This is a genomic window from Streptomyces sp. NPDC021622 (assembly GCF_040640795.1).
GTDB lineage: Bacteria > Actinomycetota > Actinomycetes > Streptomycetales > Streptomycetaceae > Streptomyces.
The window spans coordinates 30,722-56,718 of sequence record NZ_JBFACK010000009.1; the positions used below are offsets into that span (position 1 = coordinate 30,722).

Here is a 25,997-nt window from a genome sequence, read left to right on the forward strand (position 1 = left end):
GTCGGCCGGGCGTGGCGATCACGCGTACTCCCGCTGGAGTACGCCGGGCTCCGGTGCGGCTACTTGGCGGCCGCTTCGTCGGTCTCGGTGGCGGCCTGCTGCTTCGGTACGCGGGGACATGGCTGCGTCAGAAACTCGGGGGTGGGCTGGACGAGCAGCAGGGTGAGGTCGTCGCCGGTGCTCTCGGCTGCCGTGTGGCGGTCGACGAGATCGACCAGGGATGTGAGGGCCTCGTCGAGGACGGGGCTGGACAGCGCGGCCCGGAAACCGCGGTCGAAGGTGATCACGGTGCCGTCCGTGTCCCGGGCCTCGGTGAGGCCGTCGGTGTACAGGAGCATCCGCTGCTCGCAGGAGAGCCTGATGGTGTGCAGGCTCGGTGTGGGCGAGAGGCCCAACGGCGGGGAGGGGTTCGGCGGGTCCAGGAATTCCAGGCGCCGGCCCACCCGCAGCGGCGGAGGGTGGCCGCAGTTGACCATGCGGACCCCACCGGGAACGAAGTCCGCGAGCAGCAGGGTGACGAAGTCCTCGTCCCCCAGTTCGGCCCGCACGCGGTCGTCGAGGGTATGGGCGAGACGGACCAGGTCGGGTTCGGTGGCCGCGGTGTGCCGGAAGGCGCACAGGACGGCCGCGCTGAGGCGCACCGCGGCCAGGCCGTGGCCGGTGACGTCACCGATGATCAGGCGAGGCCCGGACGGCATGAGCACGGCGTCGTGGAGGTCGCCGCCGACCAAGGCGCCCTCGCTCGCGGAGCGGGACCGGACGGCCATGGCCAGGCCGCCGAGTTCGACCGGCAGGGGGCGCACCAGGGCCCGCTGGGAGAGTTCGGCGAGGTGGGTCATGCGCTCCAGGGCGGCTTTGCTGAGCGTACGGTCGCGCGCCGTCAGCACCGCCCACACGCCGCAGAAGGCGACGAGCGCGACGCGCACCGCGTGATCCTGGACGGAGGGCGGCGGGACGGTGTCGCGGACCACGGCCGGGAACGCGAGCACGAGGAGCGACGCCACGGCGGCGAACGCCGCGGTGGCGCGGATGGTCAGCCGCTGGGCGGCGAGCAGTGGACCGACGACCAGCAGGGCGGAGAGCGGCACATCGGGGCAGGCGGCGGCCGCCGCCGCGACGCCGGTCTCGATCACCGCCGCCCGCAGCAGCCATCCACGCTCGGAACGCATCACGCGCCTCCGTGACAGATTGTTCTGGCCCCGCACCAAGCCATGAACATTCCCAGATCTCGCCCGCGCCCGGGGCGGCGTTCACCCGATCGGTCACACAGCGTGGCAGGTGACCGGAAGGCGGTCGGGAAGTGATCGGAAGTGGCGTGATTCCGCGTGGAAGTGTCCGCGGGGAGGTGAGGGGCGACGGCATCGGGATTCCGGGAGTGAGGTCCGACCATTTCCCGCACCGTCATGGTCCGCTGTTGTCGTGGGCGGTCACTTTCTTGCTGACCGGTGTGGCGTGCGGCGGGGCTTGGCAGGCTGGCGGCGTACAGCCGTACAGACGCGGGGACTTGGGGACGTGGGCCGGAGCGGCCCGGATGGGGAGACTCGTGGGCACGCGAGCACAGCCGCAGTGGCAAGAGGGGAATCTGCCCGCGGAGACGACCGAGTTGGTCGGGCGGCAGGCAGAACTGGCCCAGGTCCGGGGGCTACTCGCGGAGTCCCGCCTGGTGACGCTGACGGGGGTCGGCGGGGTGGGCAAGACCCGCCTGGCCCTGCGGGCGGCGTCCGAGGCGCAGCCGCACCACCCGGACGGAGTGTGGTGGGTGGGCCTCTCGGATCTCCGCAGGGGCGCCCTGCTCCCGCTCGCCATCACCGAGGTGCTGCCGCTGGCCGATCAGTCGACCCGGCCCGCGATCGACGTACTGGCCGAGTATCTGGCGGGCCGCGAGCTGTTGATGGTGTGGGACACGTGTGAGCATCTGGTCGACGCGTGCGCCTTGGCCGCTGAGGCGCTGCTGCGGGCGGCGCCGGGGCTGCGGATCCTGGTGACGAGCCGACGCCCGCTCGGCATCTTCCCTGAACGGCGGCTGACCGTCGCACCGCTGCCCGTGCCCGGCCCCGGGGACACCATGGCGGTGGCGGGGGACGCGGTCGACCTGCTGGTGGCGCGGGCCGCCGATGCGGCGCCGGGTTTCGCCGTCACCGACGCCGACCGGCCCGATCTGGTTCGCCTGTGCCGCCGCCTTGACGGCCTGCCCCTCGCCCTCGAACTGGCCGCCGCCCGGCTGCGCGACCTGTCCCTGGCCGAGCTGACCGACCGCCTTGAGGACCGCTTCGCCGTCCTCGGCGAGAGTGAGGAGCTGGTGTACGAGGCCGACCCTCCCTGGCACCAGGCCCTGCGCACCGCCATCGGCTGGAGCCACGAGCTGTGCACCCCGGCCGAACGGCTGCTCTGGGCCCGCCTCTCGGTGTTCGCGGGCGGCTTCGATGCCGAGGCGGCCCGAGCGGTCTGCGCGGATGGCCGTCTGCCCGAGCAGACCCTTCCCGGCCTGCTGCGCGGCCTTGCGGAGAAGTCGATCCTGACGTGTGGCCGGATCGGTGACGGCGAGGGTGACGGCGAGCGGTACGGGATCCTCGACACGGTCCGCGAGTTCGGCGCCGCCTGGCTGCGCGGCCTGGACGAGGAACGCACCCTGCGGCACCGGCACCGGACCTACTTCCTGGCCCTCGCGCTGCGGGCGGACGCCGCCTGGATGGGGCCCGAACAGCTCTCCTGGTACGAGCGGATGACGGCCGAGCACGCCAACCTCCGTGCCGCGCTCGACTCCTGCCTCGCCGACAGGGACGCACGGGCCGCGCAGGAGATGGGCGGGGCGCTGTGGTTCCTCTGGTACGCCTGCGGCCTCGCCAAGGAGGGAGAGCACTATCTGGACCGGGCCCTGGCCCTCGACTGCGGCCCCAGACCCGGACCGGTGCGCGCCAAGGCCCTGTGGTCCCGCGGCATCGCGGCCTTCGCCCAGGGCGACACGGAGACCAGCCTCCGTCTCGCCACCGCTTTCCGGGAGGCCGCGGCCGGGGACACCGACGAGTCCGCCCCGGTCGCCGCCGCCTTTCTGGAGGGAGCCAGCCTTACGGTGAGCGGTCGGCAGACGCAGGCCGCCGAGGTGCTCGACACGGTGCCGGGCACCCGGCCCGCCGGCGGACGTTATCCAGCGGCGTGGATCCTGGCCCGCGGCGCCCGGGCCTTCGCCCACGTCAGCCTCGGGCAGTTCGCCGATGCCGCGGCGGTCGCCGAGGACGTACGTGCCACGTGCGCCCGGCAGGGCGAGACCTGGGTCCGCGCCTACGGCGACTACCTGCGCGCCCTCGCCGTCCTCGGGCTGCGGCGGGCGGAGGAGGCCGCGGCTCACGCCCGCACCGCCCTCGACGGCAAGCGCCGTCTCCACGACAGCCTCGGCATCGCCGTCACCGTCGACCTGCTCGCCTCCGCGACCGTCGCCTCCGGGCACGCCGAGCACTCCGCCCGGCTCCTCGGCCTCTCCCAGCAGCTCTGGCACACCGTCGGCACCCCCCAGATGGGTTCGCCCGAACTCATCGCCGCCCGCACCGCGTGCGAGGAACAGGCCCGCCTCCTCCTCGGCGACGACGCCTACAAGACCGCCTTCCAGGCCGGATACGACAACGACAGGGAGACAGGCATCGCCTACGCCCTCAGTACTGCCTGACTGCCTGGAAGCTGTCGGGAGTACTAGCCCGGCTCCACGAGCCCTACCCCGTGGGCGAGTTGGGCAGCCGCGTACGAGAAGAACTCCGAGCGGTCCTCGACGACGCGGTTGAACTGCCCGAACACCTCGAAGCCCACCAGTCCGAAGAGCTGCGCCCACGCCGCGACCATCGCCGCGATCACCTCCGGCGGCAGATCGGGGGCCAGATCCGCGGCCATCCGCTCGGCCTCGGAGCGCAGCCCGGCGGGCAGCTTCCGCACCGCGACACCACGCGCCCGGTGGGCGTCGCGCACGATCCCGATCAGCAGCAGACCCACGCGCGATGCGGCTTCGACGGTGGACCGGGGCGCACTGTAGCCCGGCACGGGCGAGCCGTAGATGAGGGCGTACTCGTGGGGGTGCGCCAGGGCCCAGGAGCGGACAGCCTCACAGGTCACCGTCCACCGCCGCACGGGCGCGGATGTCGCCACCTCGGCGTGCGCGGCCTCCGCGGCCGCGCCGAGGGAGTCGTAGGCGTCGATGATGAGGGCGGTCAGGAGCTCGTCGCGGCTGGGGAAGTAGCGGTAGAGCGCGGAGGACACCATGCCGAGCTCGCGGGCCACCGCCCGCAGCGACAGTTTGGCCGCGCCATCGCCCGCCAGCTGTCTGCGCGCCTCGTCCTTGATGGCTGCGGTGACTTCGACTCGGGCGCGGGCCCTGGCTCCGCTCGTGGCACTACTCATGCACGCAGTGTGCCACGCATACAGAGCAGTGCGCCGAAACGAGAGCACTTCACACTTTCGAGAGCACTGCTCTTGCTTTGGATCACCGATCTCGTGCACACTGCTCTAAAGCGAGAGCACTGCTCTCGGAATCGCTTCCGACCAAGGTGGCCACCATGTCTTCGTCCTCCCCCGCCTCCCCCTCTCCCTCCCCCTACTACCTCAAGGGCAGCCCCCTCAACGTCCGGCTCAACGGCGTGATCGGATGGCTGGCGCGGCGCGGCATCAGCCTGATGGGGTCCGCCGAGCTCTCCGTACGCGGCCGCAAGAGCGGCCAGATGCAGCGCGTACCGGTCAACCCGTTCACGTACGAAGGCGGGCAGTACCTGGTCTCGGCCCGCGGGCACTCGCAGTGGGTGCGCAATATGCGGGCGGCGGGCGGCGGGGAGCTGCGGGTCGGGCGCAAGGTCCGTGCGTTCACCGCGGTGGAGATCCCCGACGCCGAGAAGCTGCCGGTGCTCCGCGGCTATCTGGAGAAGTGGGGCTGGGAGGTCAACCAGTACTTCAAGGGCGTCACCGCCAAGTCGACGGACGCGGAGATCGAGGCGGCCGCGGCCGACCACCCCGTCTTCCGGATCACCGTCACGAAATGAGGCCCGGCCACCCACAGGCGGCCGAGCCTCAAGTCCTGCCAAGTCCGGGGGGTACAAGCCCCCTACAAGCCCCCCCCCCGCTACCGGTCTATGGCGGAAAGGGCCCGCCCCGCCAGCGGATGGTTCCGCACCAGCTCGCCGAGCGTCGTCGAGCCACGGGTGATCCTCGCGAACGCGTTCCACGCGGGCCGGAAGCCCGTGATCGCCGCGTGCAGCACGCCGGGGCGGCGCTCGAAGACGGTCAGCATGCGCCGCCCGACGCTCATCTCGACGCCGAGTCCCGCCTTGACGGCGAAGGCGTAGTTCAGGGCCTGGCGGCGGGCGTCGACCGCGTCGTGCGCCTCGCCGATCCGCACCGCCCACTCCCCCGCAAGACGCCCCGAGCGCAGGGCGAAGGAGATGCCTTCGCGGGTCCACGGCTCCAGGAGCCCCGCCGCGTCACCGCACACCACGACCCGGCCGCGCGAGAGCGGCGAGTCGTCGCTGCGGCAGCGCGTCAGATGGCCCGAGGAGATGCTCGGCTCGAAGCCCGCCAGGCCGAGGCGGGCGATGAAGTCTTCCAAGTACCGCTTGGTGGCGCCGCCTTCCCCGCGCGCGGAGATCACGCCGACGGTGAGCGTGTCCCCCTTGGGGAACACCCATCCGTAACTGCCGGGCATGGGGCCCCAGTCGATGAGCACCCGGCCCGCCCAGTCCTCGGCGACGCTCGGCGGCACCGGGATCTCGGCCTCAAGACCGAGGTCCACCTGGTCGAGCTTCACGCCGACATGCGCTCCTATGCGGCTCGCACTGCCGTCGGCGCCGACGACCGCGCGGGCGAGGACCGTCTCGCCGCTCTGCAGGACGACCGCGACGGTGCGCCGGTCGGGCACCGCGGAGCCGTGCTGCTCCACGCGCGCGACGGTGACGCCCGTACGCACCTCGGCGCCCGCCTTCTGCGCGTGCTCGACCAGTTGCTGGTCGAACTCGGAGCGGTTGATGAGCCCGAAGAGCATCTGCTTCGAGCGGCGGGTGCGGGCGAACTTGCCGTCGAGGGAGAACGTCACCGCGTGCACCCGGTCCCTGAAGGGCAGTTCGAAACCGGGCGGGAGCGCGTCGCGCGACGGGCCGATGATGCCGCCGCCACACGTTTTGTAGCGGGGCAGTTCGGCCTTCTCCAGGACGAGGACGCTGCGTCCCGCGACCGCAGCCGCGTAGGCCGCCGACGCCCCCGCGGGCCCTGCTCCCACCACGACGACGTCCCACACGTACTGCGCGTCGTCCGCTGAGTTCTCGCTGCTCACGTTGGTCTACCGCTCCCGATCCAGCTGTTGGCCGCGCTTTCCAAAGCATCCTACGGCGGGCACCCCCGACCCCCTCCTGTGGGAGGATCACAGCACCCACACACGTACAACGTCGCACCTACGAGGAGCGTGCCCATGTCGCCGAATCCGATCGCCGAGACCGTCGCCTCACTCATGCCGAAGGCGAAGGCGGAGCTCACCGAACTGGTGGCCTTCAAGTCGGTGGCGGACTTCGACCAGTTCCCCAGGAGCGAGAGCGAGGCCGCCGCGAACTGGGTGGCGGACGCGCTGCGCGCCGAGGGTTTCCAGGACGTGGCGCTGCTCGACACCCCCGACGGCACCCAGTCCGTGTACGGCGTGCTGCCAGGACCGGAGGGCGCGCCCACCGTCCTGCTCTACGCGCACTACGACGTGCAGCCGCCGCTCGACGAGGCGGCGTGGACGACCCCGCCGTTCGAGCTGACGGAGCGCGAAGGACGCTGGTACGGCCGCGGCAGCGCCGACTGCAAGGGCGGCGTGATCATGCACCTGCTCGCGCTGCGCGCCCTGAAGGCGAACGGCGGCGTCCCGGTGACCGTGAAGGTGATCGCGGAGGGTTCGGAGGAGATGGGCACGGGCGGTCTCGAGCGGTACGCCGAGCAGCACCCGGACCTGCTCACGGCCGACACGATCGTCATCGGCGACGCCGGCAATTTCCGGGTCGGCCTGCCGACGGTCACCGCGACCCTGCGCGGCATGACCCTCGTACGCGTCCGCATCGACACCCTGGGGGGCAATCTGCACTCGGGGCAGTTCGGCGGCGCTGCCCCGGACGCGCTCGCGGCGCTGGTGCGGGTGCTCGACTCGCTGCGCGCCGAGGACGGTTCGACGACCGTCGACGGGCTCACCGGTGACGAGGTGTGGGACGGCCTTCAGTACGAAGAGGACGCCTTCCGCAAGGACGCCAAGGTCCTCGACGGCGTCGAACTGATCGGTGCGGGCACGGTCGCCGACCGTATCTGGGCCCGCCCTGCCGTCACCGTGCTCGGCATCGACTGCCCGCCGGTGGTCGGCGCGACGCCGTCCGTGCAGGCGGGCGCGCGGGCGCTGATCAGCCTGCGGGTGCCGCCGGGCGTCGACGCGGCCGAGGCCACCAAGCTGCTGCAGGCGCACGTGGAGGCGCACACGCCGTGGGGCGCGCAGGTGACCACCGAGCAGATCGGCCAGGGCCAGGCGTTCCGCGCGGACACCACGAGCCCGGCGTACGCGGCGATGGCGGAGGCGATGGGCGAGGCGTACCCGGGCGAGGAGATGCAGTACGCGGGGCAGGGCGGATCGATCCCGCTGTGCAACACCCTCGCCGCGCTCTACCCGCAGGCGGAGATCCTGCTGATCGGTCTGAGCGAGCCCGAGGCGCAGATCCACGCGGTCAACGAGAGCGTGTCGCCGGAGGAGTTGGAGCGGCTGTCGGTCGCCGAGGCGCTGTTCCTCCAGAAGTACGCGGCGAGCTGAGTCAGGCACCGGCGCGTGGGCGTTCCCCGTGAGCCGTGACCGTCAGGGCCACGGCGGTCATCGCGGCGAGAACGCCCCACGCCGGTGTGAAGCTGCCCGTGACGTCGATGAGCAGGCCGAGGGCGGGCGGCGCGAGCACGATGGCGATCTGGTTGACGGACATGGCAAGGCCCAGGGCGAATCCCGTCTTGCCCGGTGGTGCAGATTCGGCGACGTAGGCGACCCACGGGCCGTACCAGCCGTAGCCGAAGAACCCGAGCCAGACGAAGACGGCGCACGCCACGGCGGGTGACCTGCCCGCGGGCGTCATGAGCGCGACCGTCCCCGCAATGACGGCGATCATGCAGATCATGACCGAGGCGTAGCGCCCGGAGCCGCTGCGGTCGCTCCAGGCCGCCAAGCACACACGACCGGCGACGCCGACCCCCTGGGCCACCACGAGGACGAGGGCCGCCGCGCCCGCCGCCAACGACGTCGTCCGGTACAGGTGCAGCACGGTCAGGACCCCGACGGCGTACTGCACCGTGATCAGGCTGGTCCCGGACAGCATGATCTTCACCATGGCCGGTTCGCGGAGCATCCCGATCCGGGCGTCGAGCTGCTCCCTGAGCGAGGTGCGCGAGCCGCCGTCGTCCTGCTGGTGCTGAGCCCCACCGGTGGGCGCCCGGCGGTAGAACCCCATGAACACGCCGGCCCCGAGGAGCGCGATCAGCCCACCGGCCACGAGCGTCGCCCGCCAGCCGAACTCCTCGGCGACCAGGGGCAGTACGGCCGATGCGATGGTGGCGCCCAGCGGCAGCCCCGCCTGGCGGATGCCCATCGCCATGCCCCGCTGAGAGGCGTCGAACCAGGCCGCGACCGATTTGCTCCCGCCGGGCTGGATCGTGCTGTATCCCGCGCCGACGACGATCAGGACACAGAGCAGGGGTACGTATCCGGGCACCGCGCTGCCCAGCAGCAGGCCCACGCCGACGACACAGGCGCCGGCCCCGACGACCCATCGCTCACCGATGCGGTCAAGGAGCTCCCCGGCCACCAACAGCCCTACCAGTGGCACCAGTTGGGCCGCCGAGAGCAGCAGGCCCAACTGGGCCGTACTCAGGCCCAGATCACGCTGCAGGTGGATGCCGAGCGCCCCGATGCCCTGGACGAAGAAGGCCGCGGCGGCCTGGGTGAAGGTGGCGATGCCGAGGACGGTCCACCGGTACCGCGACGCGCTGCCGACTGCCGTTTGCTGATGGGCAGTCATGGGCGCCAGTACAGCGACGGGTCGGGGTGGTCGACGAAGCCGAGTTCGCGATAGAGCGGCTCCCCCTCGGCCGACGCGGACAGGTCCACACGGGAGACGTCCCGCTCGCGGAACCAGCCGAGCAGCCCGCGCATGATCGCGCGGCTGTGACCGCGGCGCCGGTGCGCCGGGTCGGTGACCACGCCGATGACATGGCCGACCCGGCCGTTGCGCGAGTGCGGGCCGGGAAACCACTGGTCGACGGTGCCGATGCCACAGGCGGCGAGCCGGCCGCCGCTGCCGCTGCCGCCGTCGCCGTCGCCGTCACTGTCGTCGTCGCCGTCCACGACGAGGATCCGCGTGTCCTCCGATGCCAGCTTCTCCTTCAGTACGGCGACCAGGGCGACCCGCCAATCGTCGCCCGCAGAGGCGGGGTTGAAGAAGTCGCCGCCGAGGTCGTCGAAGAGCGACGCCCGCAGGCGTACGAGCTCCGCGATGTCGTCATCGGCGGCCTGCCGTACGCCCGTGCGCTCTCTGGAGCGGGTCGCGAGGTGAGGGTGTCCCGTCTGCTGACTCATGCCGTCCACCGTGGTGTAATGGTCTTATGCACCTCAACCCTTACGGCGAGGATGCCGTGAACCTGGCCGCGGACCTGGCCAACCGCCGCCCGGCCGGCCCCGAGGAACTCGCGGACCGCTGCCGGGCCGCCGGGCTGACACTGGAGCGCCCGGTCACGCCGCGGGACCTGGACCGGACCCTGGCCGCACTGGAGGCATGGGAGAAGGTCGTCGACGCCTCCGACGAGAACGAGCGCGCCGAGCTGGTCAACCGGATGCTGGCGGAGGCCGCCGCCTACCCACGCCTGACCGACCACGCGGACACCGGCTGGCACCTGCACTACCGCGACGACCGGAAGCCGCTCGGCTCCGTGCTGTTCTCGCTGTTCTCCGTGGGTACGGCGCTGCACCTGGCGGGGCGTGGCATGCACCGGCTGCGGCGGTGCGACGTGACGGAGTGCACCACGATCTTCGCCGACACCTCCCGCACCGGGCGCCAGCGCTACTGCTCCCAGCGGTGCGCCAATCGTGACGCGGTACGCCGACACCGCGCGCGTTCCGCTGCCTGAGTGCGGCGCATCTCGGGCCGGCCCAAGAGCTAGGGGCTCTCCGGCCCCGAACCGCCCGGGACTTCCCGCCGGCCGACCGGAACGCTCGCCTCCAGGTACAGCGGGACCCCGCGCTCGCGCGCCCGCAGCGCCCAGCGCAGCCGTTCGTAGCGAACAGGAGGCAACAGCCGGGCCGCCTCCTCCTCGGTGACGAACCGGCAGTCGCGCAGCTCCGGTCCCGGCAGCAGCATCCGCCGTGCCTCATCGCCGTCGAGGTGCCCTCCGTCGAAGAGGAAGCGCATCCCTCCATAGCCGGGCGGCACGGGCGGCTCCCAGTCGGCGACGAGGAGCCGGGGGGCTTCGGTGAGGTGGATGCCCGTCTCCTCGGCGACCTCGCGCACGCCCGCGCGCGCGGGAGCCTCGCCCGGTTCGACGACGCCGCCGGGGAATTCCCAACCGGCCTTGTACGTCGGGTCGACGAGCAGCACCCGGTCTCGCTCGTCGAAGAGCAGCACTCCGGCGGCGAGCGTCTCCGCGGTGGGCTCGGGGGTCTGGACGATGTCGCAGACGGACGCGGCACCGGTGCGTACGGCGTCGGCGACGCGCTCGGCGGTCTCGTAGGGGGTGAGCCCGCTGGTGTCGACGCGCAGGGCATCCACGCCGAGCCAGCCCGCGAGGGCCGCACGGTAGGGCTCGATGTGGTCGAGCGACCCCTGCCGTACCCGCATCTCGCCGTCGCACAGGTCCGCCGGGGCGCGCCTGCTGGCTATTCGGTCGCGCAGGATCGTTTCGTCCGGGGCCAGGACGACATGTCGTACGGCGATTCTGCGCGAGGCCAGGCCGCCGAAGATCTCGTCGCGGTAGTCCTGGCGCAGCAGGGTCATCGGCACCACGAGCACTCCGCCGACCTCGGCGAGCAGCGCCGCGGCGGTGTCCACGACGAGCCTGCGCCAGATGGGCAGATCCTGGAAGTCGCTCACCTCGGCGAGGTGCTTGGGCGGCAGCAGATCGGGCAGTCCGCCGCCGATGACCTCGGGGTCGAAGAGTGTGCTGTTCGGGATCAGCTCGATCAGTTCCCGTGCGGCGCTGGTCTTGCCCGCACCGGACGCGCCGTTGATCCAGACGATCACGGTTCCCCCTCTTCTGTTGGCCCCCTGTGGCTTGCCCGCAACACCCTGCCACGGAAACCAGGCCCTGTTGAGGCGGCCAATGCCCAGGCCGAAAGCCGACTTGAGCTGTCAAGCGATTCGCTTCCATTTCACTCTATTGTGTGGCAGTGGGACTGCATGAATCGTTCCCTCACTCCAGGGCGCGGCCTCCACCGCTAGCGTGATCCGCTAGGCGCCCCAGCCCCTGGTGACCTCTTGATTCCGGCTTTTCCGACACGGTCCGGTTCCCCCGCAAGGGTCCGGTCGTCATCGGCACTGGGGGGACCCATGCAGCTCGACGCACTGGACGAATTCGCCTTCGAGGACTCCGACCCGCCGCCTCGCGTATACGGGCTCGATGGCGCGGTCGTGGTCGAACTCCACGGCGACATCGACCTGTTGGCCTATCAGCGGGTCAACCCGCTGATCGACCCCATCACAGCGGGCCCCGCCCAGACCGTGATCATCGACCTGCGCGAGATCACCTTCTTCGACTGCTCCGGCATCTCGCTGCTGGTCCGCGCACACCGCCACACGACGGCCAGAGGCGGCCGCCTGTCCGTGGTCTGCACGCACGCCCTGACGCTGCGCATCCTCAGCATCGCCGGCCTCACGGCGACGCTTTCTCCCGCGCCTACGCTGCGGGCGGCGCTGGACGCGGCGGGGTAGGCCTACTGGCCGAGCGCTTCCGTCATGTCGAGGAAGAAGTCCGTACCGAAGACGGCGACGACACCGAGGCCCACGACCGCCAGCGAGCAGATCACGGCAACCGCGATCATGAGCCAAGTGCAGCCCACCGCACGGTGGTAGTCGGTGTCGTCGTCCCAGTCGTCGAGCATGCTGCCCCCCCCTCATTCCGCCGTCACAGTAACCGCAGTCCGCGGAAATCCGTTTCGTACGGCTCGGGAGAACTCCTACCCTGGCGGCGTGGCGACTCAGATGATCATTGTCAACGGCGGGTCCAGCTCGGGGAAGTCCGGGATCGTACGGTGCCTGCAGGCCGTTCTTCCTGATCCGTGGCTGGCGTTCGGCTGCGATTCCTTCGTCGAGGCGATGCCCGCGAGGATGCAGGCGTCGGACGAGGGGATCGAGATCGCGGCGGACGGCGGAGTGAGCGTCGGGGCGGAGTTCCGTGCCCTTGAGGCGGCCTGGACGGAGGGCATCGTGGCAATGGCCCGCGCCGGCGCAAGGATCATCGTCGACGACGTCTTTCTCGGCGGAGTCTCCTCACAGGAGCGCTGGCAGCAGGCTCTGGGCGAGCTGGACGTGCTGTGGGTCGGCGTGCGCTGCGACAGCGGGGTCGCCGCGGGCCGCGAGATCGCACGCGGCGACCGGGCCCAGGGCATGGCCGCGTTGCAGGCGGACGCGGTCCACAAGGGCGTGACCTACGACCTGGAGGTGGACACAACGCACACCGAGTCCCTGGCGTGCGCCCAGACCATCGCAGCGCGAGTCCGCTGACCACCTGCAACTGACCGGCGGCCGACTCCCGGCCGCGCCCGAGAGATCGCCCCCGGCTGACCGAGAGCCCGACTCCCGGCCACCCGATGCCCGCCAGCTCGCCCGCGCCGGGACGCGGCTCGCGACGCATGGACCACAACGCCCGCCTGCCGCCCGGCAGTTACGCATTCCCACGGACTCCCGGCGAGCCGAGAGATCGCCCCCGGCTGACCAAGAGGCCGGCTCCCGGCCACCCGACGTCCGTCAGCCGCCCGCACCGGGACGAGGATCGCGACGCATCGACCACAACACTGGCCCACCGCCGGGCAGCTGTGTCTCCTCGGGACGGGGTGAAATCTCGCGGACTCCCCGCCGCCCGAGAGACCGCCCCCGGCCGGCCGAGAGACCGACCCCGCCGCCCACTGCCCGTCAGCCGCCCGCGCCGAGACGAGGATCGCGGCGCGTGGACCACAACACCGGCCCACCGCACAGCAGTTGCGCCTCCTTGAGAAAGGTGAAGCCTCTCGGACTCCCCGCCGCCCGAGAGACCGCCCCGGCCGACCGAGCGGCCGACCCCCGCCGCCCGTCAGGCGCCCGCGCCAGGGCGCGGCTCGCGGCGCATGGACCACAACACCGGGCCGCCGCCCGGCAGTTGTGCCTCCTCGAGGACCGTGAAGCCGAAGTGTTCGTACACGGGGATGTTGGACGGCTTCGAGGACTCCAAGTAGACGGGCAGGCCTGACGCGTCGGCCTGGGCTAGCCCTGAGCGCAGCAGCGCCGACCCGTGCCCCTGGCCCCGGGCTGCCGGGTCGGCGCCGATCACCGCCAGGTACCAGTGAGCTTCCTTCGGCCCGTGCTCGGCAGCCGCCTCGACCGCGTCACGGAACAGCCCTGCCCGGTCGCCCAGGATCTCCTGGAGTTCCTGGATGGTCTCCGCGTCGGGGACGGCCTTCTCCTGCCCTTCCGGCGCCACCCAGAAGGCGGCCGCGGCGTCGGTCCGCTCGCAGACGCCGTGCCGCGCGTACTGCCGGGTGAACAGCGTGGTGAAGTACCGGCCAAGTCCCGCCTCGCGAGAGTCGTCTTCCGGGAAGAACCAGCGCATCATCGGGTCGTCTCCGAAGGCACGGGCCAGGGTCCGGCTCACCAGCCGAGCGTCATCGACCGTTGCCGTTTTCGGGGTGTTCGTTATAGGCATACGGGTCATTCTGCACACCCGATGATCTTCGATGACGCCGGGGCCCGTCAGCCGCCGGTCGCCCTCACCCCTTGCTCGACCCCAGCGTCAGCCCCGCGATGAAGTGCCGTTGCAGCAGCAGGAAGACGAGGACCGTGGGCAGGGCCACCAGGACCGAGCCTGCGGCCAGCAAGTTGTAGTCCGTGAAGAATTGACCGCGCAGGTTGTTCAAGGATGACGTGATCGGGAGTTTGTCGGGGTCGGAGATGAAGATCAGGGCCCAGAGGAAGTCGTTGTAGATCCAGGTGAATTCGAGCGTTCCGAGGGCCGCGAGCGCCGGACGGCACAGCGGCAGCGTAATGCGCCAGAACTGGGTCCATACGCCCGCGCCGTCCACGATCGCCGCCTCCAGGATCTCCTGCGGCAGCGTCCGCATGAAATTCGAGAGGACGAAGACGCAGAAGCCCACCTGGAAGCCGATGTTGACGATGATGATCGCCCAGTACGAGTCGTACAGGGTGAGGGAATCGGACATCCACCAAGGAAGCGGAATCTTCAGGAACAGGACGTACAGCGGGGTGACGAGGACCTGCGGAGGCAGCAGATTGCCCGCGGTGAAGAACATCAGCAGGAGCATTCCGCCGCGAATGCGCAGCCGGGACACGGCGAAGGCGACGAACGCCGCGAGGAAGAGCGTGATGACGACCGCGGGCACCGCGATGAGCAAGGTATTGGTGAAGTACTTGCCCATGCCGGAATCGCTGTAGGCCTGGCGGTAGTAGTCGAAGGAGAGGCGGTCGGGGAAGGAGAAGTAGCCGTGCTGAGCCGTCTCCTCGTACGGGCGCAGGGAGGCATAGACGGCCAGGAGCAGCGGCGCGAGAAACGCCAGGGAGACGGCCGCGAGGAAGATGTGCACGCCGAACCGGCCCGGACGTCGCCCGCGTCCGGGGGATTTCTGGGCGGACGGCGCCGGCGCGGCGGCGGGAGCCGTGGTGTGGATGTCGGCGGTCATCGGTCGCGCGCACCTCGCAGCTCTTGGACCAGGAACGTCACGATGAATCCCAGGGAGACGGTCAGCAGGACGACCGCGATGGCCGAGCCGAATCCGATACGGCTGGCCTCGCCGATGATGTTGTCGGTGATGAGTACGGAGAGCAGTTCCAGGCCATTGCGGCCCTTGTTCACCGCGTACACGATGTCGAAGGCACGCAAAGCCTCGATGACCGTGATGACGCCGACGATGACATTCACCGGGCGCAGGGTCGGGAAGACGACGCGGAAGAACGTCTGGCGGGCGTTGGCGCCGTCGATCTGCGCCGCCTCTTTCAAGGCCGGATCGACGGATTTCAGGCCTGCCAGGTAGAGGATCATCACGTAGCCCGTATGCCGCCAGCTCGCGGCGAGCATCATCATCCAGATGTTGATGTCGGAGTTTCCGAGCCAGTCGACCGGGTCGTTGCGGTCGTTGAGGAGGGTGTTGACCACGCCCTGGTCGGTGCCGAGGATCAGCTGGGCCATGAATCCGACGACGGCGAGCGAGAGCACCACCGGCATGTAGAAGACGGACTGATAGAAGCGGCTGAAGCGGACTCCGCGGTCGATGACGACCGCGAGGAGGAGGCCGAACGGCGTCGCCACCATGCCGAGGAAGGCTATCCATAGCAGGTTGTGGCGGACGGCCGGCCAGAAGGCCGGGTAGTTGTCGACGAGGTTCTCGTAGTTCTTTCCGCCGACCCACTGGATGTCGCCTATGCCGTCCCAGGAGGTGAAGGACAGGCCGATGGAGGCCAGGGTCGGGCCCCAGATGATGACGATGTCCAGCAGGACGGGAATTCCCAGGAGCACGCCGAGTACGACGATGTCACGGCGTGTGAAGCGCCGTGGGCCCCGTCGTCCGGCGCGCCGCGCGATGGTCTTCTGCGGCACGGAACGTAATCCCCGCTACTCAGCTGACGTCCGACGAGAAGATGTCCTTCTTCTGCCGCTCGATGCTCTTGACCAGTCCGTCGATGTCGTTCGGATCGTCGATGAAGTCCTGGAGGGCCTTGATCATGACGGTCTGCGCGAAGTCGGGCCGGGTGTCCCGGTCGAGGAACTGCGATATCTGCTGGGCGCCGGCGACGAGTTCGGCCGATTTCTTCTGCAGCGGGCTGTACTTGCTGGTGTCGGCCCCGTCGTTGACCGCGACGTTGTTGGGGTCACCGGCCAGATAGATGTCCTCGGCCTTCGGCGTGCCGAGCCACTTCAGGAGTTCCTTGGCGCCATCGACGTTCTTCGACTTCTTCGCGACCAGGAATCCGTCGATGGGCGCCTCGACGGCGTCCTGTCCGTACGCCGGGTCGATCTCAGGGAAGGCGAAGAAGTCGATGTCGTCGCGCTCCTTCGCCGGGAACTGCTGGCCGGGGTGCGGCATTCCGAAGACGGCCATGCCCGTCTTGCGCTGCTGAAGGCCTTGTCCGGCCTCTTCCCAGGTGCGGCCGAGCGCGCCCTTCTGGTAGTACGGCATGAGTTCGCGCCACAGGTCGAAGACCTTCTTGACCTTGGTGTCCGTCCAGGCTTCCTCGCCGGCCATCAGGTTCTTGTGGAACTCGTATCCGTTGAGGCGCATGTTGATGTAGTCGAAGGTGCCCATCGCGGGCCAGCCGTCCTTGTCGCAGAAGGCGACCGGAATCCCATCCTTGCTCATCTTCTTGGCGAGCGCGATGAAGTCGTCCCAGGTCCTGGCCTGTTCGTAGCCCTGCTTCTCGAAGAGGCTCTTCCGGTGGAACACGGCCCATGGGTAGTAGTAGTACGGCACGAAGTACTGCTTGCCGTCGTGTGTGGACTGCGCCTTCAGGGCGTCCGAGAAGCCGCTGAATCCCTTCCACACATCGCTGACATCGATCAGCAGGCCCTTCTCCGCGAAATACTGCATGCGGTATCCGGCAAACCACATGAAGACGTCGTCGGGTGATCCCTGCAGATAGCGCGTGATGTTCTGCTGGAACTCGTTGTGCTCTGTCGTGTTGACCTTGACGGTCTTCCCGGACTTCTTCTCGTACGCGTCGAAGGCGGCAGCGAACGCCTTCTTGGGCACGGCGTCCGAGGAATTGGAGCCCATCGTGACTTCGTCCTTGTTGCCGCCGGGGCCGTCGCCGCAGGCCGTGAGCAGGGCCGGAAGGGTGACCGCTCCGGTGCCGACGGCGGCACCCCGTAGCAGATTCCGCCGGGACATCCGATGTCCTGACATGCTTCGACGCGCAGCAGGATCACTGAACGATGACTGTGCCATGTCCCCCTCCTCGGGGTGCAACCGAACACAACCGAACGCGAGGGTTGGGATATCACTCCCAAGTGCCACCACAGTCAAGGGTTTCGGCGTTCGACTGTCCGAACCGTTACCACTCCCCTTCCAACAGAGTCCAACACGCTCTACCGTAAGCGCGCACCTCTGACACGTACATGCAGCCCCCAACTCCTGCGAGTACGGAGGAATGTAACGATGCGTCATCTCACCCCCCGCACCATCCGCCGAAGAGTCGTCGGGTCGATCGCCGCCGCGCTGCTGTGCGGCGCCGGCCTCGCGGCCCCGGCACCGGCCGCGGCGCAGGACCTGGACGCCCGGCGCGGCGCAGCCCCCGCGCCCGCGCCCGCCCCCGCGTCCGGTGCCGAGTCGAAGCTCCCCGGCGATCTCGCCCTCACCCCGCCCATGGGCTTCAACAACTGGAACTCCACCCACTGCAGGGCCGAGTTCGACGAGTCGATGGTCAAGGGGATCGCGGACATCTTCGTCGAGAAGGGCCTCAAGGACGCCGGCTATCAGTACGTCAACCTCGACGACTGCTGGGCGCTGCCCGAGCGGGACGCGAACGGCAAGTTGGTCCCCGACCCCAAGCGATTCCCCAATGGAATCAAGGCAGTTGCCGACTACGTACACGCCAAGGGCCTGAAGCTCGGCATCTACACCAGCGCCGGCACCAAGACCTGCAGCGACATCGGCCTCCCCGGAGCGCTCGGCCATGAGGTCAGCGACGCACGGCAGTTCGCCGACTGGGGCGTCGACTACCTCAAGTACGACAACTGCAACAATCAAGGTGTCGACGCCAAGAAGCGCTACATCGCGATGCGCGACGCGCTGAAGGCCACCGGCCGCCCCATCGTCTACAGCATCTGCGAATGGGGCGAGAACAAGCCCTGGGAGTGGGCCTCCGACGTCGGCCATCTCTGGCGCACCACCGGCGACATCAGCGACAACTGGAGCTCGATGCTGTCGATCATGAAGCAGAACCTGCCGCTCGCCGAGTACGCGGGTCCGGGGCACTGGAACGACCCGGACATGCTGGAGGTCGGCAACGGCGGGATGACGGACACCGAGTACCGCACGCACTTCTCGATGTGGTCCGTCATGGCCGCGCCGCTGCTCATCGGCTCGGACCTGCGCAAGGCCACGCCCGAGACCTTCGAGATCATCGGCAACAAGGAAGTCATCGCCGTCGACCAGGATCCGCTGGGCAAGCAGGGCGAGGTGCTCTCCTCCGAGGGCGGCCGGTGGGTCGTCGCCAAGGAGATGAAGGACGGCAGCCGGGCCGTCGCGCTCTTCAACGAGACGGGCAGCGCCCAGTCGATCGCCACATCGGCGAAGGCCGTCGGCCTCCCGGACGCGGACGGCTACACGCTGCGCGACCTGTGGCAGCACAAGAGCTACAACACGGCGGGCACGATCTCGGCGACCGTCCCCGCGCACGGCACCGTACTGCTGCGGGTGTCGGCGGACGGCAAGTGGGCACAGCAGCCGCCCGCCGTCGAACTCGGCCTGGGCGGCGCCCCGTTCATGGAGCCCGGCAAGCCGACCGAGCTGACGTCGAAGGTCACCAACCTCGGCCGCACCCCCGCGCAGAAGGTGTCGGCCACCATCAGCGGACCGTCCGGCTGGCAGATCAAGGCGACGTCGCCGTCGACCGCGAGCTCCCTGGGCACCGGCAAGTCCCTCAGTACGTCGTGGTCGGTGACCGCGCCTCAGGGCGCGTCCCCGGGTGCGTACGACCTGACCGTGAAGACGGCCTACCGCTCCCCCTCCGGCGCCCGCGCCCAGAGTTCGCTGCCGCTGACGGCACATGTCGTCGTGGCCCCGCCCGCGGGCAACTCGGCGATGAGTGACCTGCCGTGGCTCTCCACGGTCAACGGCTGGGGCCCGGTCGAGAAGGACACAAGCAACGGCGAGAGCGCGGCCGGCGACGGCAATCCGATGACCGTCAACGGGGTGGTGTTCGCCAAGGGGCTCGGTGCGCACGCGTCGAGCAGCATCGAGTACTACACCGGCGGCGCCTGCGAGAAGGTCACGGCCAAGGTGGGCGTCGACGACGAGAAGGGCCTCAAGGGTTCGGTCGCCTTCGAGATCTGGGCCGACGGCAAGAAGGCCGCGTCGACGGGCGTCCTGACCAACGTCCATGCCGCGCAGGGCCTGTCGGCCGACGTGAGCGGTGCGCAGACGGTACGGCTCGTCGTCACCGACGGCGGTGACGGGACCGACTCCGATCATGCGGACTGGGCGGAGCCGGTGCTGGGCTGCTGAGCCTTGGCGCCACTCGGTTGCCGTCGATCACCGGCTTCGCCGAGTTCGTCCTCAAACTCCCCCAAGCTCTTAAGGAGCAGGGGGACCCCCTCGACGGGCTGGATACTTCTCCGGCCAGGCTGAAATCGTCATCCCGTTCAGGAAGATCTTTCAGCCCGTCCGGCTCTCGAGGACCGTCGGCTGCGTCGGCGCCACGCTCAGCCTCTTGCCGCCGAGCGCGGCCGCCGCCGCGCCGACCAGGCCCGCGTCCGTGCTCATCAGCGCGGGGGCCACGGTGAGTTCGCGTACGAAGGAGAGCGTGGCGTAGTCCCGCAGGGCGCGGCGCAGGGGCGTGAAGAGGACGTCGCCCGCCTTCGCCACGCCGCCGCCGATGACGGCGATGTCGATCTCGACGAGCGTCGCCGTCGCGGCGATCCCGGCGGCCAGCGCCCTGGCCGCGCGGGCGAAGGAGGCGAGGGCCAAGGGGTCGCCGGCCCGGGCGGCGATGGCGACCGCCGCGGCGGAGGTGTCGCCGTCCGGGCCCGGACGCCAGCCGCCGTCCAGGGCTCGGCGCGCGATGTTCGGGCCGCTCGCTATGCGCTCGACGCAGCCGCGCGCACCGCAGGGGCAGGGGTCGCCGTCGAGGTCCACGCTGATGTGGCCGATGTGGCCCGCGTTGCCGGTGGGGCCGGGGTGCAGTTGCCCGCCGAGGATGAGGCCGCCGCCGACGCCGGTGGAGACCACCATGCACAGGGCGTTGTCGTGGCCGCGGGCCGCGCCCTGCCAGTGCTCGGCCGCCGTCATCGCGACGCCGTCGCCGACGAGTTCGACAGGCAGCCCATCGGTCGCCGCCCGCACCCGCTCGACCAGGGGATAGCCGCGCCAGCCGGGGACGTTGACGGGACTGACCGTGCCCGCCGACGCGTCCACGGGGCCCGCGCTGCCGATGCCCACGGCGCGGGCGCGGCCCCACAGGGGAGAGATTCTGAGCTCGGCGACGACCTCTTCGACCGCCCGCATCACGGTGTCGCCGTCCTCGCGCGCGGGCGTCGGCCGCTGGGCGCGCAGCAGGATCCGGCCGTGCTCGTCCACCAGGGCGCCGGCGATCTTGGTGCCGCCGATGTCGAGTGCGACGACGAGGTCCGTGTGCATCAGTGTCAGATCTCCTGGTGAAAGGGCAGGCCGGAGAGTGCGATGGACAGTCTCTCTTGCATCTGACAACGTTGTCCAGGTTCTATGCTCGACGCCACATCATTTACGCCGACGACAGGACAGCACACCGTGGCCGCTCGCCCGCCCGTCTCCCACCACCACCCTGCCGGAGACCCTTCGGGCCGCCCCTCTCGCTCCCCCGAGAACCGATACGGCTCCCGTCCGACGATGAAGGACGTCGCCGCGCGCGCAGGAGTCGGCCTCAAGACGGTCTCCCGTGTCGTGAACGGCGAGCCGGGTGTCACCCCCGACACCGAACGCCGCGTCCAGGAGGCCATCGAGGCCCTGGGCTTTCGCCGCAACGACAGTGCGCGGGTCCTGCGCAAGGGCCGCACCGCGAGCATCGGCCTCGTCCTGGAGGATCTCGCCGACCCTTTCTACGGCCCGCTCAGCCGCGCCGTGGAGGAGGTCGCCCGCGCCCACGGCGCGCTCCTCATCAACGGTTCGAGCGCCGAGGACCCGGACCGGGAGCAGGAGTTGGTGCTCGCGCTGTGCGCGCGCCGGGTCGACGGGCTCGTCGTCATCCCGGCCGGTGACGACCACCGCTATCTGGAGCCGGAGATCGCCGCCGGTGTCGCCACCGTCTTCGTCGACCGTCCCGCCGGCAAGATCGACGCCGATGTCGTGCTCTCCGACAGCTTCGGCGGCGCGCGGGACGGCGTCGCCCACCTCATCGCCCACGGTCACCGGCGTATCGGCTTCATCGGTGACCAGCCGCGGATCCATACGGCCATAGAACGCCTGCGGGGCTATCGCGCCGCCATGGAGGACGCGGGCATCCCCGTCGACGAGGAGTGGGTGTCCCTCGGCGCGACCGACCCGGAGCGCGTGGGACGGGCCACGGAGGCGATGCTGAGCGGCCCTGAGCCCGTGACGGCGATCTTCGCGGGCAACAACCGTGTGACGGTGACGGTCGTCCGTGTCCTCGCCGGGCTCTCCCGTCCGGTGGCGCTCGTCGGCTTCGACGACATCGAGCTCGCGGATCTGCTGCAGCCGGGCGTGACCGTCGTCGCCCAGGACGCGGCGCAGTTGGGCAGGACCGCGGCGGAGCGTCTGTTCCGGCAGCTGGACGGCGCGTCCGACGCTCCGGAGCGCATCGAGCTGCCCACCCGGCTGATCACCCGCGGGTCGGGCGAACTGCCGCCCGCGGGCTGAGAGTCGGGGACCTGCCGGCCCCGTCAGCAGACGGGGAGGCCCGGCAGCGGCTTGTCGTTGTCGCCGCCCTTGATGTAGACGTCGCTGACGAACACGTTCGTGTTGCCGCTGTCGTCGTCCGTCTTGGCCCACCAGACGTTCGTCCACTCGCCGTACGTCTCGCGGCGGCCCAGGTTCTGCTGGCAGTAGAAGTAGTTGGTGCCCGCGTTCAGTACGCCCGCCTCGGCGCCCGACGCGGTGTACGACTTGGCGGTGCGCCACACCGAGCAGTCGTACTTGCCGCCGCCCGTGGCGTGGCAGACGGGCTCGGGGGCCGGGTCGCCGCCGCCCGATGTGCCGCCGTCGGAGCCGCCGGAGCCGCCGCCGGTCGTGCCCTCGTCCTGGGTCGGCTCGGTCGAGGGCTTGGGGCGGCTCGTCGGCTTGACCGTGGACTTCGGGTCGTCCTTGTCCGACGGCTTCGCGTCCGGCTCACGGGACTTCTCGTCGCCCTGCTTCGACGGCTTGGGGGCGCGTGTGCCGTCGAGCGAGCCACGGCTGTTGTCCGGCCCCGGCTCGGCCGTCTTGTCGCCGGGGGACGCGGGGCTCTGCGCCCGGTTTCCGTCCTCTCCCCCGCTGTTGAGGAGGGCGACGGTGACGCCGGTCGCGGCCAGTACGACGGTGACGGCCGCCGCGGCGAGCAGGGCGCGGCCGCGGCGCGGACGCCTGGCCTGCTGCGGCGCCGAAGGGGACTGCGGCGGGACCGGGGCCGAGGAGTGCGGCGCGGCAGCCGATGCCGCGAGCGGCGGCCCGAAGCCCGGCGGTGGCCCGCTCGGGATGCTCCGCTCGGTGGTCTGTCTCGGCTGCGGCGTCGGCTCGCGCAGGGCGGTCGTGGCGGCTCCGCTGCCGGCCGCGTCGGCGAGCAGCAGCACCGCCTGGTCGGCGTCCGGCCGTGCCTGCGGGTCCTTGTGCATCAGCTGTTGCAGTACGGGAGTCAGCGGGCCCGCTCGCTGCGGCTCGGGCAGCGGGTCGGTGACGATCGCGGTGAGCGTGGACCACGTCGACGTACGGCGGAAGGGCGACGACCCCTCGACCGCCGCGTACAGGGTGGCGCCGAGGGCCCAGACGTCGGATGCGGGGCCCGGGTCCTGGCCCTGGGCGCGCTCGGGGGCCAGATAGTCCAGGGAGCCGACGAGCTCGCCGCTGCGGGTGAGGTGGGTGGACGAGCCGTCCGCGGGGTCGTCCATCGTGGCGATGCCGAAGTCGGTGAGGACGACGCGGCCGCCGCCGGACTCCAGGAGGATGTTGCCGGGCTTCACGTCGCGGTGCAGGACGCCTGCGCGGTGGGCGGCGGCGAGCGCCTCCATGACCTTGGCGCCGATGGCCGCGGCCTCGCGGGGGTCGAGGGTGCCGCGCTCGCGCAGGACATCGTCCAGGGAGGGTCCTTCGATGAGCTCCATGACGATGAGGGGCCGTCCGTCGACCTCCGCCACGTCGTGCACGGCGACGACTCCGGGGTGCCGCACGCGGGCGGCCGCGCGGGCCTCGCGCTGCATCCGCACGCGCAGGTCGGCCAGCTCGGGCCCTGCCGCGTCCGAGTACGTCCGCAGTTCCTTGACGGCGACCTCGCGGTGCAGCACCTCGTCCATGGCGCGCCAGACGACGCCCATGCCGCCCCGTCCGAGCTGTGCCACGACGCGATAGCGCCCGGCCAGGAGTCTGCCGACCCCGCCCGTCTGTTCCTGATCCCCCGAAGACACCGCTGCCCCGTTCCTGCGACACCACTTCCGTGGGCTACAGAGTACGGGGCAGGGGTGACAGCGCGTGCCGGAGTTACTTGGCGTTGGCCGTGAGGTCGCCGCGGCGGGGGCCCGCGAAGGACTGCAGGCCTGCCAGCGTGAGGCCGGTGCCGCGGGTGACCTCGCCGGCGTCGAGGGCGCCGCAGTCCAGGCCGCGGAGCAGGTAGCCGGCGAGCGCCTTCGCGGTGGCGGGCTCGTCCGCGACCGCGCCGCCCTCGTGATGCCCCGCGTAGGCGGAAAGGCGCGCGGCGGCCCGCTCGAAGCCCTCGCGGTAGAACGCGATCACGGCCGCGTACCGCGTCGGGATGTGGCCCGGGTGCATGTCCCAGCCCTGGTAGTAGGCGCGGGCCAGGGCGCGCCGGGTGAGGCCGAAGTGCAGCCGCCACGCCTCGTGCACGTTCGCGGTCGAGCCGACCGGCAGCACGTTGGTGGAGCCGTCGGAGACGCGTACGCCGGTGCCTGCCGCGGCAACCTGCATGACCGCCTTGGCGTGGTCGGCGGCCGGGTGGTCGCTGGCCTGGTAGGCGGCGCTGACGCCGAGGCAGGCGCTGTAGTCGAACGTGCCGTAGTGCAGGCCGGTGGCGCGGCCATCGGCGGCCTGGATCATCCGGGCGACGGCAGCGGTGCCGTCGGTGGCGAGGATGGACTGGCTGGTCTCGATCTGGATCTCGAAGCCGATCCGACCCGACTCCAGGCCGCGTGCCTTCTCGAACTCCTCCAGAAGGCGCACCATGGCGGTGACCTGCTCGGGGTACGTCACCTTGGGCAGGGTCAGGACGAGACCGTCGGGGAGACCGCCGGCCTCCATGAGACCGGAGAGAAAGATGTCGAGGGTACGGATGCCACGGTCGCGGACAGCCGCTTCCATGCACTTCATACGGATGCCCATGTACGGGGCCGCCGTGCCGTTCTTGTAGGCCTCGGCCACCAGGCGGGCGGCGCGGGCCGCGTCCTGGTCCTCGTCCTTGCCCTTGTAGCCGTCCTCGAAGTCGACGCGCAGGTCCTCGATGGGCTCGCGCTCCAGCTTGGCGCGCACGCGGCTGTAGACCGGCTCGGCGAGATCGTCGGTCAGGCCGAGTACGGCCGCGAAGGACGCCGCGTCAGGGGCGTGCTCGTCGAGCGCGGCCAGGGCCTGGTCGCCCCAGCTGCGGATGGTGTCGGCGGCGAAGGCCTCGCCCGGGACGTACACGGTGTGGACGGGCTGGCGGGTGCCTGGGTCTCCGGGGTAGGCGCGCTCGAGCTCCGCGTCCACCGGGGCGAGGGAAGCGCTGATGCCCTCGCTGACCGCACCGGCGAGGCTCGTTGCCACCTGCTCTTGCTGACCCATTCCTGCATCCTCCACACGCTCGGCGCCGCGCCCGGCATTTCCGCTCCACGGAATCAACAATCCGTATGGCGAAGTTATCCGTCGACCTTCCCGCTGGTCAACACCCTCTCGTCTGCCGGACCGCGGCCGTTCACTCCTGTCTCAGATCCTGCTTCCGCACTTCCCCGCGCGCACCCCATGCTGACCGCCACCCACCGAAGGAGACCGCGTGCCGCACGACTCCCGAGTGACCCGCCGCCTCGGCCTGCAGACCGTACTCGCCGCCGCGGCGGTCCCCCTGTTCACCACGGCGCTCGCCGCGTCCCCCGCGCACGCGGTGGAGCGTGCAGGACGCCGTCTGGAGGTCATGTCGTTCAACCTCCGCTACGCGAGCACCACGCCGCCCAACACCTGGGCCGACCGCCGTCCGGTGACCCGGGAGCTGCTGCGCCGCGCGCGCCCGCATGTCATCGGCACCCAGGAAGGCCTCTACCAGCAGGTGCGCGACATCGCCGCCGACCTGGGCCCGCACTACGACTGGATCGGCACCGGCCGCGCGGGCGGCAGCCGCGACGAGTTCATGACGGTCTACTACGACACCCGCAGGCTCGCCCCGGTCGAGTACGACCACTACTGGCTCTCGGACACCCCGGACGTCATCGGCTCCAACACCTGGGGCGGCGGCTCCATCCGCATGGTCACCTGGGTCCGCTTCCACGACCTGCGCACCGACACCGAGCTGTACGTGCTCAACACCCACCTCGACAACGCCAGTCAGTACGCACGCACGCGTGCCGCGAGTTTGATTTCCGAACGCATCGGCCGCCTCGACCGGTCCCTGCCGATCCTCGTGACGGGCGACTTCAATGTGGCCGCCCACAAGAATCCGGTCTACGACACGATGTTGGGCGCCGGTCTCGTCGACACCTGGGACGCGGCGGACGAGCGCAGCAGGGCGTACGCCACGTTCCACGGCTACAAGCCGCTCACCCCGGACGGCGACCGCATCGACTGGATCCTGGCGACACCGGGGGTCCGGGGCCACTCGGCGACGATCAACACGTTCGCCCTCGACGGACAGTTCCCGAGCGATCACCTGCCGGTGCAGGCGAGTCTGACGCTGTGACGCACGAGG

General features: G+C 70.6%; 23 protein-coding genes. 9 read left to right on the plus strand and 14 right to left on the minus strand.

Annotation, left to right across the window (positions count from 1 at the left end; translation table 11 throughout):
- Positions 1 to 59: 59 nt before the first annotated feature.
- Entirely contained in the window at positions 60 to 1,169 is a 1,110-nt protein-coding gene (locus AB0G47_RS19080) for a PP2C family protein-serine/threonine phosphatase (protein WP_360770958.1), read from the minus strand.
- A gap of 374 nt (positions 1,170 to 1,543) precedes the next feature.
- Here AB0G47_RS19080 and AB0G47_RS19085 point away from each other — a divergent pair, with 374 nt between their 5' ends.
- On the plus strand, positions 1,544 to 3,661 hold the full coding sequence (locus AB0G47_RS19085) for an NB-ARC domain-containing protein (RefSeq protein WP_360770961.1): 2,118 nt from the start codon (positions 1,544 to 1,546) through the stop codon (positions 3,659 to 3,661).
- 23 nt (positions 3,662 to 3,684) lie between these two features.
- On the opposite strand, the gene AB0G47_RS19090 is transcribed toward AB0G47_RS19085, so the two are convergent.
- A complete protein-coding gene (locus tag AB0G47_RS19090) occupies positions 3,685 to 4,383 on the minus strand; it encodes a TetR/AcrR family transcriptional regulator (RefSeq protein WP_360770964.1) in 699 nt (232 codons plus the stop codon).
- A 155-nt stretch (positions 4,384 to 4,538) separates the two neighbouring features.
- On the opposite strand from AB0G47_RS19090, the gene AB0G47_RS19095 reads away from it, so the two are divergent.
- Entirely contained in the window at positions 4,539 to 5,015 is a 477-nt protein-coding gene (locus tag AB0G47_RS19095) for a nitroreductase family deazaflavin-dependent oxidoreductase (RefSeq protein WP_360770966.1), read from the plus strand.
- A gap of 80 nt (positions 5,016 to 5,095) precedes the next feature.
- Here the strand turns inward: AB0G47_RS19095 and AB0G47_RS19100 are convergent, their stop codons facing one another.
- Positions 5,096 to 6,298, minus strand: coding sequence for a geranylgeranyl reductase family protein (locus tag AB0G47_RS19100; protein WP_360770969.1), 1,203 nt, complete (start codon positions 6,296 to 6,298; stop codon positions 5,096 to 5,098).
- 135 nt (positions 6,299 to 6,433) lie between these two features.
- On the opposite strand from AB0G47_RS19100, the gene AB0G47_RS19105 reads away from it, so the two are divergent.
- Positions 6,434 to 7,789, plus strand: a complete 1,356-nt coding sequence (locus AB0G47_RS19105; RefSeq protein ID WP_360770972.1) for a dipeptidase — start codon at positions 6,434 to 6,436, stop codon at positions 7,787 to 7,789.
- Position 7,790: 1 nt separating this feature from the next.
- On the opposite strand, the gene AB0G47_RS19110 is transcribed toward AB0G47_RS19105, so the two are convergent.
- Both AB0G47_RS19110 and AB0G47_RS19115 read right to left on the minus strand, forming a co-directional pair.
- Complete coding sequence (locus AB0G47_RS19110; RefSeq protein WP_360770974.1) at positions 7,791 to 9,038, minus strand: MFS transporter; 1,248 nt, start codon at positions 9,036 to 9,038, stop codon at positions 7,791 to 7,793.
- Positions 9,035 to 9,595: a GNAT family N-acetyltransferase gene (locus AB0G47_RS19115; protein WP_360770977.1), complete on the minus strand. Its 561-nt coding sequence runs from the start codon at positions 9,593 to 9,595 to the stop codon at positions 9,035 to 9,037. Before AB0G47_RS19115 ends, AB0G47_RS19110 begins: the two co-directional genes overlap by 4 nt.
- Positions 9,596 to 9,621: 26 nt before the next feature.
- Between AB0G47_RS19115 and AB0G47_RS19120 the strand changes: the two genes are divergently transcribed.
- Positions 9,622 to 10,143 (plus strand): CGNR zinc finger domain-containing protein, encoded by a 522-nt coding sequence (locus AB0G47_RS19120; RefSeq protein ID WP_266869449.1) that lies wholly within the window; start codon positions 9,622 to 9,624, stop codon positions 10,141 to 10,143.
- 29 nt (positions 10,144 to 10,172) lie between these two features.
- Here the strand turns inward: AB0G47_RS19120 and AB0G47_RS19125 are convergent, their stop codons facing one another.
- The gene (locus tag AB0G47_RS19125; protein WP_360770980.1) at positions 10,173 to 11,252 is read right to left on the minus strand and encodes an NUDIX domain-containing protein; all 1,080 of its coding nucleotides are present in this window, start codon (positions 11,250 to 11,252) and stop codon (positions 10,173 to 10,175) included.
- Positions 11,253 to 11,558: 306 nt separating this feature from the next.
- On the opposite strand from AB0G47_RS19125, the gene AB0G47_RS19130 reads away from it, so the two are divergent.
- Positions 11,559 to 11,939: an STAS domain-containing protein gene (locus AB0G47_RS19130; RefSeq protein ID WP_360770983.1), complete on the plus strand. Its 381-nt coding sequence runs from the start codon at positions 11,559 to 11,561 to the stop codon at positions 11,937 to 11,939.
- A 2-nt stretch (positions 11,940 to 11,941) separates the two neighbouring features.
- On the opposite strand, the gene AB0G47_RS19135 is transcribed toward AB0G47_RS19130, so the two are convergent.
- On the minus strand, positions 11,942 to 12,109 hold the full coding sequence (locus AB0G47_RS19135; RefSeq protein ID WP_360770984.1) for a hypothetical protein: 168 nt from the start codon (positions 12,107 to 12,109) through the stop codon (positions 11,942 to 11,944).
- Positions 12,110 to 12,197: 88 nt separating this feature from the next.
- On the opposite strand from AB0G47_RS19135, the gene cpt reads away from it, so the two are divergent.
- Complete coding sequence (cpt, locus tag AB0G47_RS19140) at positions 12,198 to 12,731, plus strand: chloramphenicol phosphotransferase CPT (protein ID WP_360770987.1); 534 nt, start codon at positions 12,198 to 12,200, stop codon at positions 12,729 to 12,731.
- A gap of 565 nt (positions 12,732 to 13,296) precedes the next feature.
- Here the strand turns inward: cpt and AB0G47_RS19145 are convergent.
- Genes AB0G47_RS19145 through AB0G47_RS19160 form a run of 4 tightly spaced genes read right to left on the minus strand, consistent with a single transcriptional unit; the run spans position 13,297 to position 17,098 of the window.
- The gene (locus tag AB0G47_RS19145; protein ID WP_360770990.1) at positions 13,297 to 13,914 is read right to left on the minus strand and encodes a GNAT family N-acetyltransferase; all 618 of its coding nucleotides are present in this window, start codon (positions 13,912 to 13,914) and stop codon (positions 13,297 to 13,299) included.
- 55 nt (positions 13,915 to 13,969) lie between these two features.
- The gene (locus AB0G47_RS19150; RefSeq protein ID WP_360770993.1) at positions 13,970 to 14,896 is read right to left on the minus strand and encodes a carbohydrate ABC transporter permease; all 927 of its coding nucleotides are present in this window, start codon (positions 14,894 to 14,896) and stop codon (positions 13,970 to 13,972) included.
- On the minus strand, positions 14,893 to 15,810 hold the full coding sequence (locus AB0G47_RS19155) for a sugar ABC transporter permease (RefSeq protein ID WP_360770996.1): 918 nt from the start codon (positions 15,808 to 15,810) through the stop codon (positions 14,893 to 14,895). Before AB0G47_RS19155 ends, AB0G47_RS19150 begins: the two co-directional genes overlap by 4 nt.
- A 19-nt stretch (positions 15,811 to 15,829) precedes the next feature.
- Entirely contained in the window at positions 15,830 to 17,098 is a 1,269-nt protein-coding gene (locus tag AB0G47_RS19160; protein ID WP_360770999.1) for an ABC transporter substrate-binding protein, read from the minus strand.
- Between the two features lie 267 nt (positions 17,099 to 17,365).
- Here AB0G47_RS19160 and AB0G47_RS19165 point away from each other — a divergent pair, with 267 nt between their 5' ends.
- Entirely contained in the window at positions 17,366 to 19,435 is a 2,070-nt protein-coding gene (locus tag AB0G47_RS19165; protein ID WP_360771001.1) for an NPCBM/NEW2 domain-containing protein, read from the plus strand.
- A gap of 150 nt (positions 19,436 to 19,585) precedes the next feature.
- Here the strand turns inward: AB0G47_RS19165 and AB0G47_RS19170 are convergent, their stop codons facing one another.
- Positions 19,586 to 20,566: an ROK family protein gene (locus AB0G47_RS19170; protein WP_360771004.1), complete on the minus strand. Its 981-nt coding sequence runs from the start codon at positions 20,564 to 20,566 to the stop codon at positions 19,586 to 19,588.
- A gap of 228 nt (positions 20,567 to 20,794) precedes the next feature.
- On the opposite strand from AB0G47_RS19170, the gene AB0G47_RS19175 reads away from it, so the two are divergent.
- On the plus strand, positions 20,795 to 21,781 hold the full coding sequence (locus tag AB0G47_RS19175) for a LacI family DNA-binding transcriptional regulator (RefSeq protein ID WP_360771007.1): 987 nt from the start codon (positions 20,795 to 20,797) through the stop codon (positions 21,779 to 21,781).
- A 23-nt stretch (positions 21,782 to 21,804) separates the two neighbouring features.
- On the opposite strand, the gene AB0G47_RS19180 is transcribed toward AB0G47_RS19175, so the two are convergent.
- Both AB0G47_RS19180 and AB0G47_RS19185 read right to left on the minus strand, forming a co-directional pair.
- Complete coding sequence (locus AB0G47_RS19180; RefSeq protein WP_360771010.1) at positions 21,805 to 23,517, minus strand: serine/threonine-protein kinase; 1,713 nt, start codon at positions 23,515 to 23,517, stop codon at positions 21,805 to 21,807.
- A gap of 73 nt (positions 23,518 to 23,590) precedes the next feature.
- Positions 23,591 to 24,883 (minus strand): aldolase/citrate lyase family protein, encoded by a 1,293-nt coding sequence (locus tag AB0G47_RS19185; protein WP_360771013.1) that lies wholly within the window; start codon positions 24,881 to 24,883, stop codon positions 23,591 to 23,593.
- Positions 24,884 to 25,091: 208 nt separating this feature from the next.
- Between AB0G47_RS19185 and AB0G47_RS19190 the strand changes: the two genes are divergently transcribed.
- Complete coding sequence (locus AB0G47_RS19190) at positions 25,092 to 25,988, plus strand: endonuclease/exonuclease/phosphatase family protein (RefSeq protein ID WP_360771016.1); 897 nt, start codon at positions 25,092 to 25,094, stop codon at positions 25,986 to 25,988.
- Positions 25,989 to 25,997 lie beyond the last annotated feature (9 nt).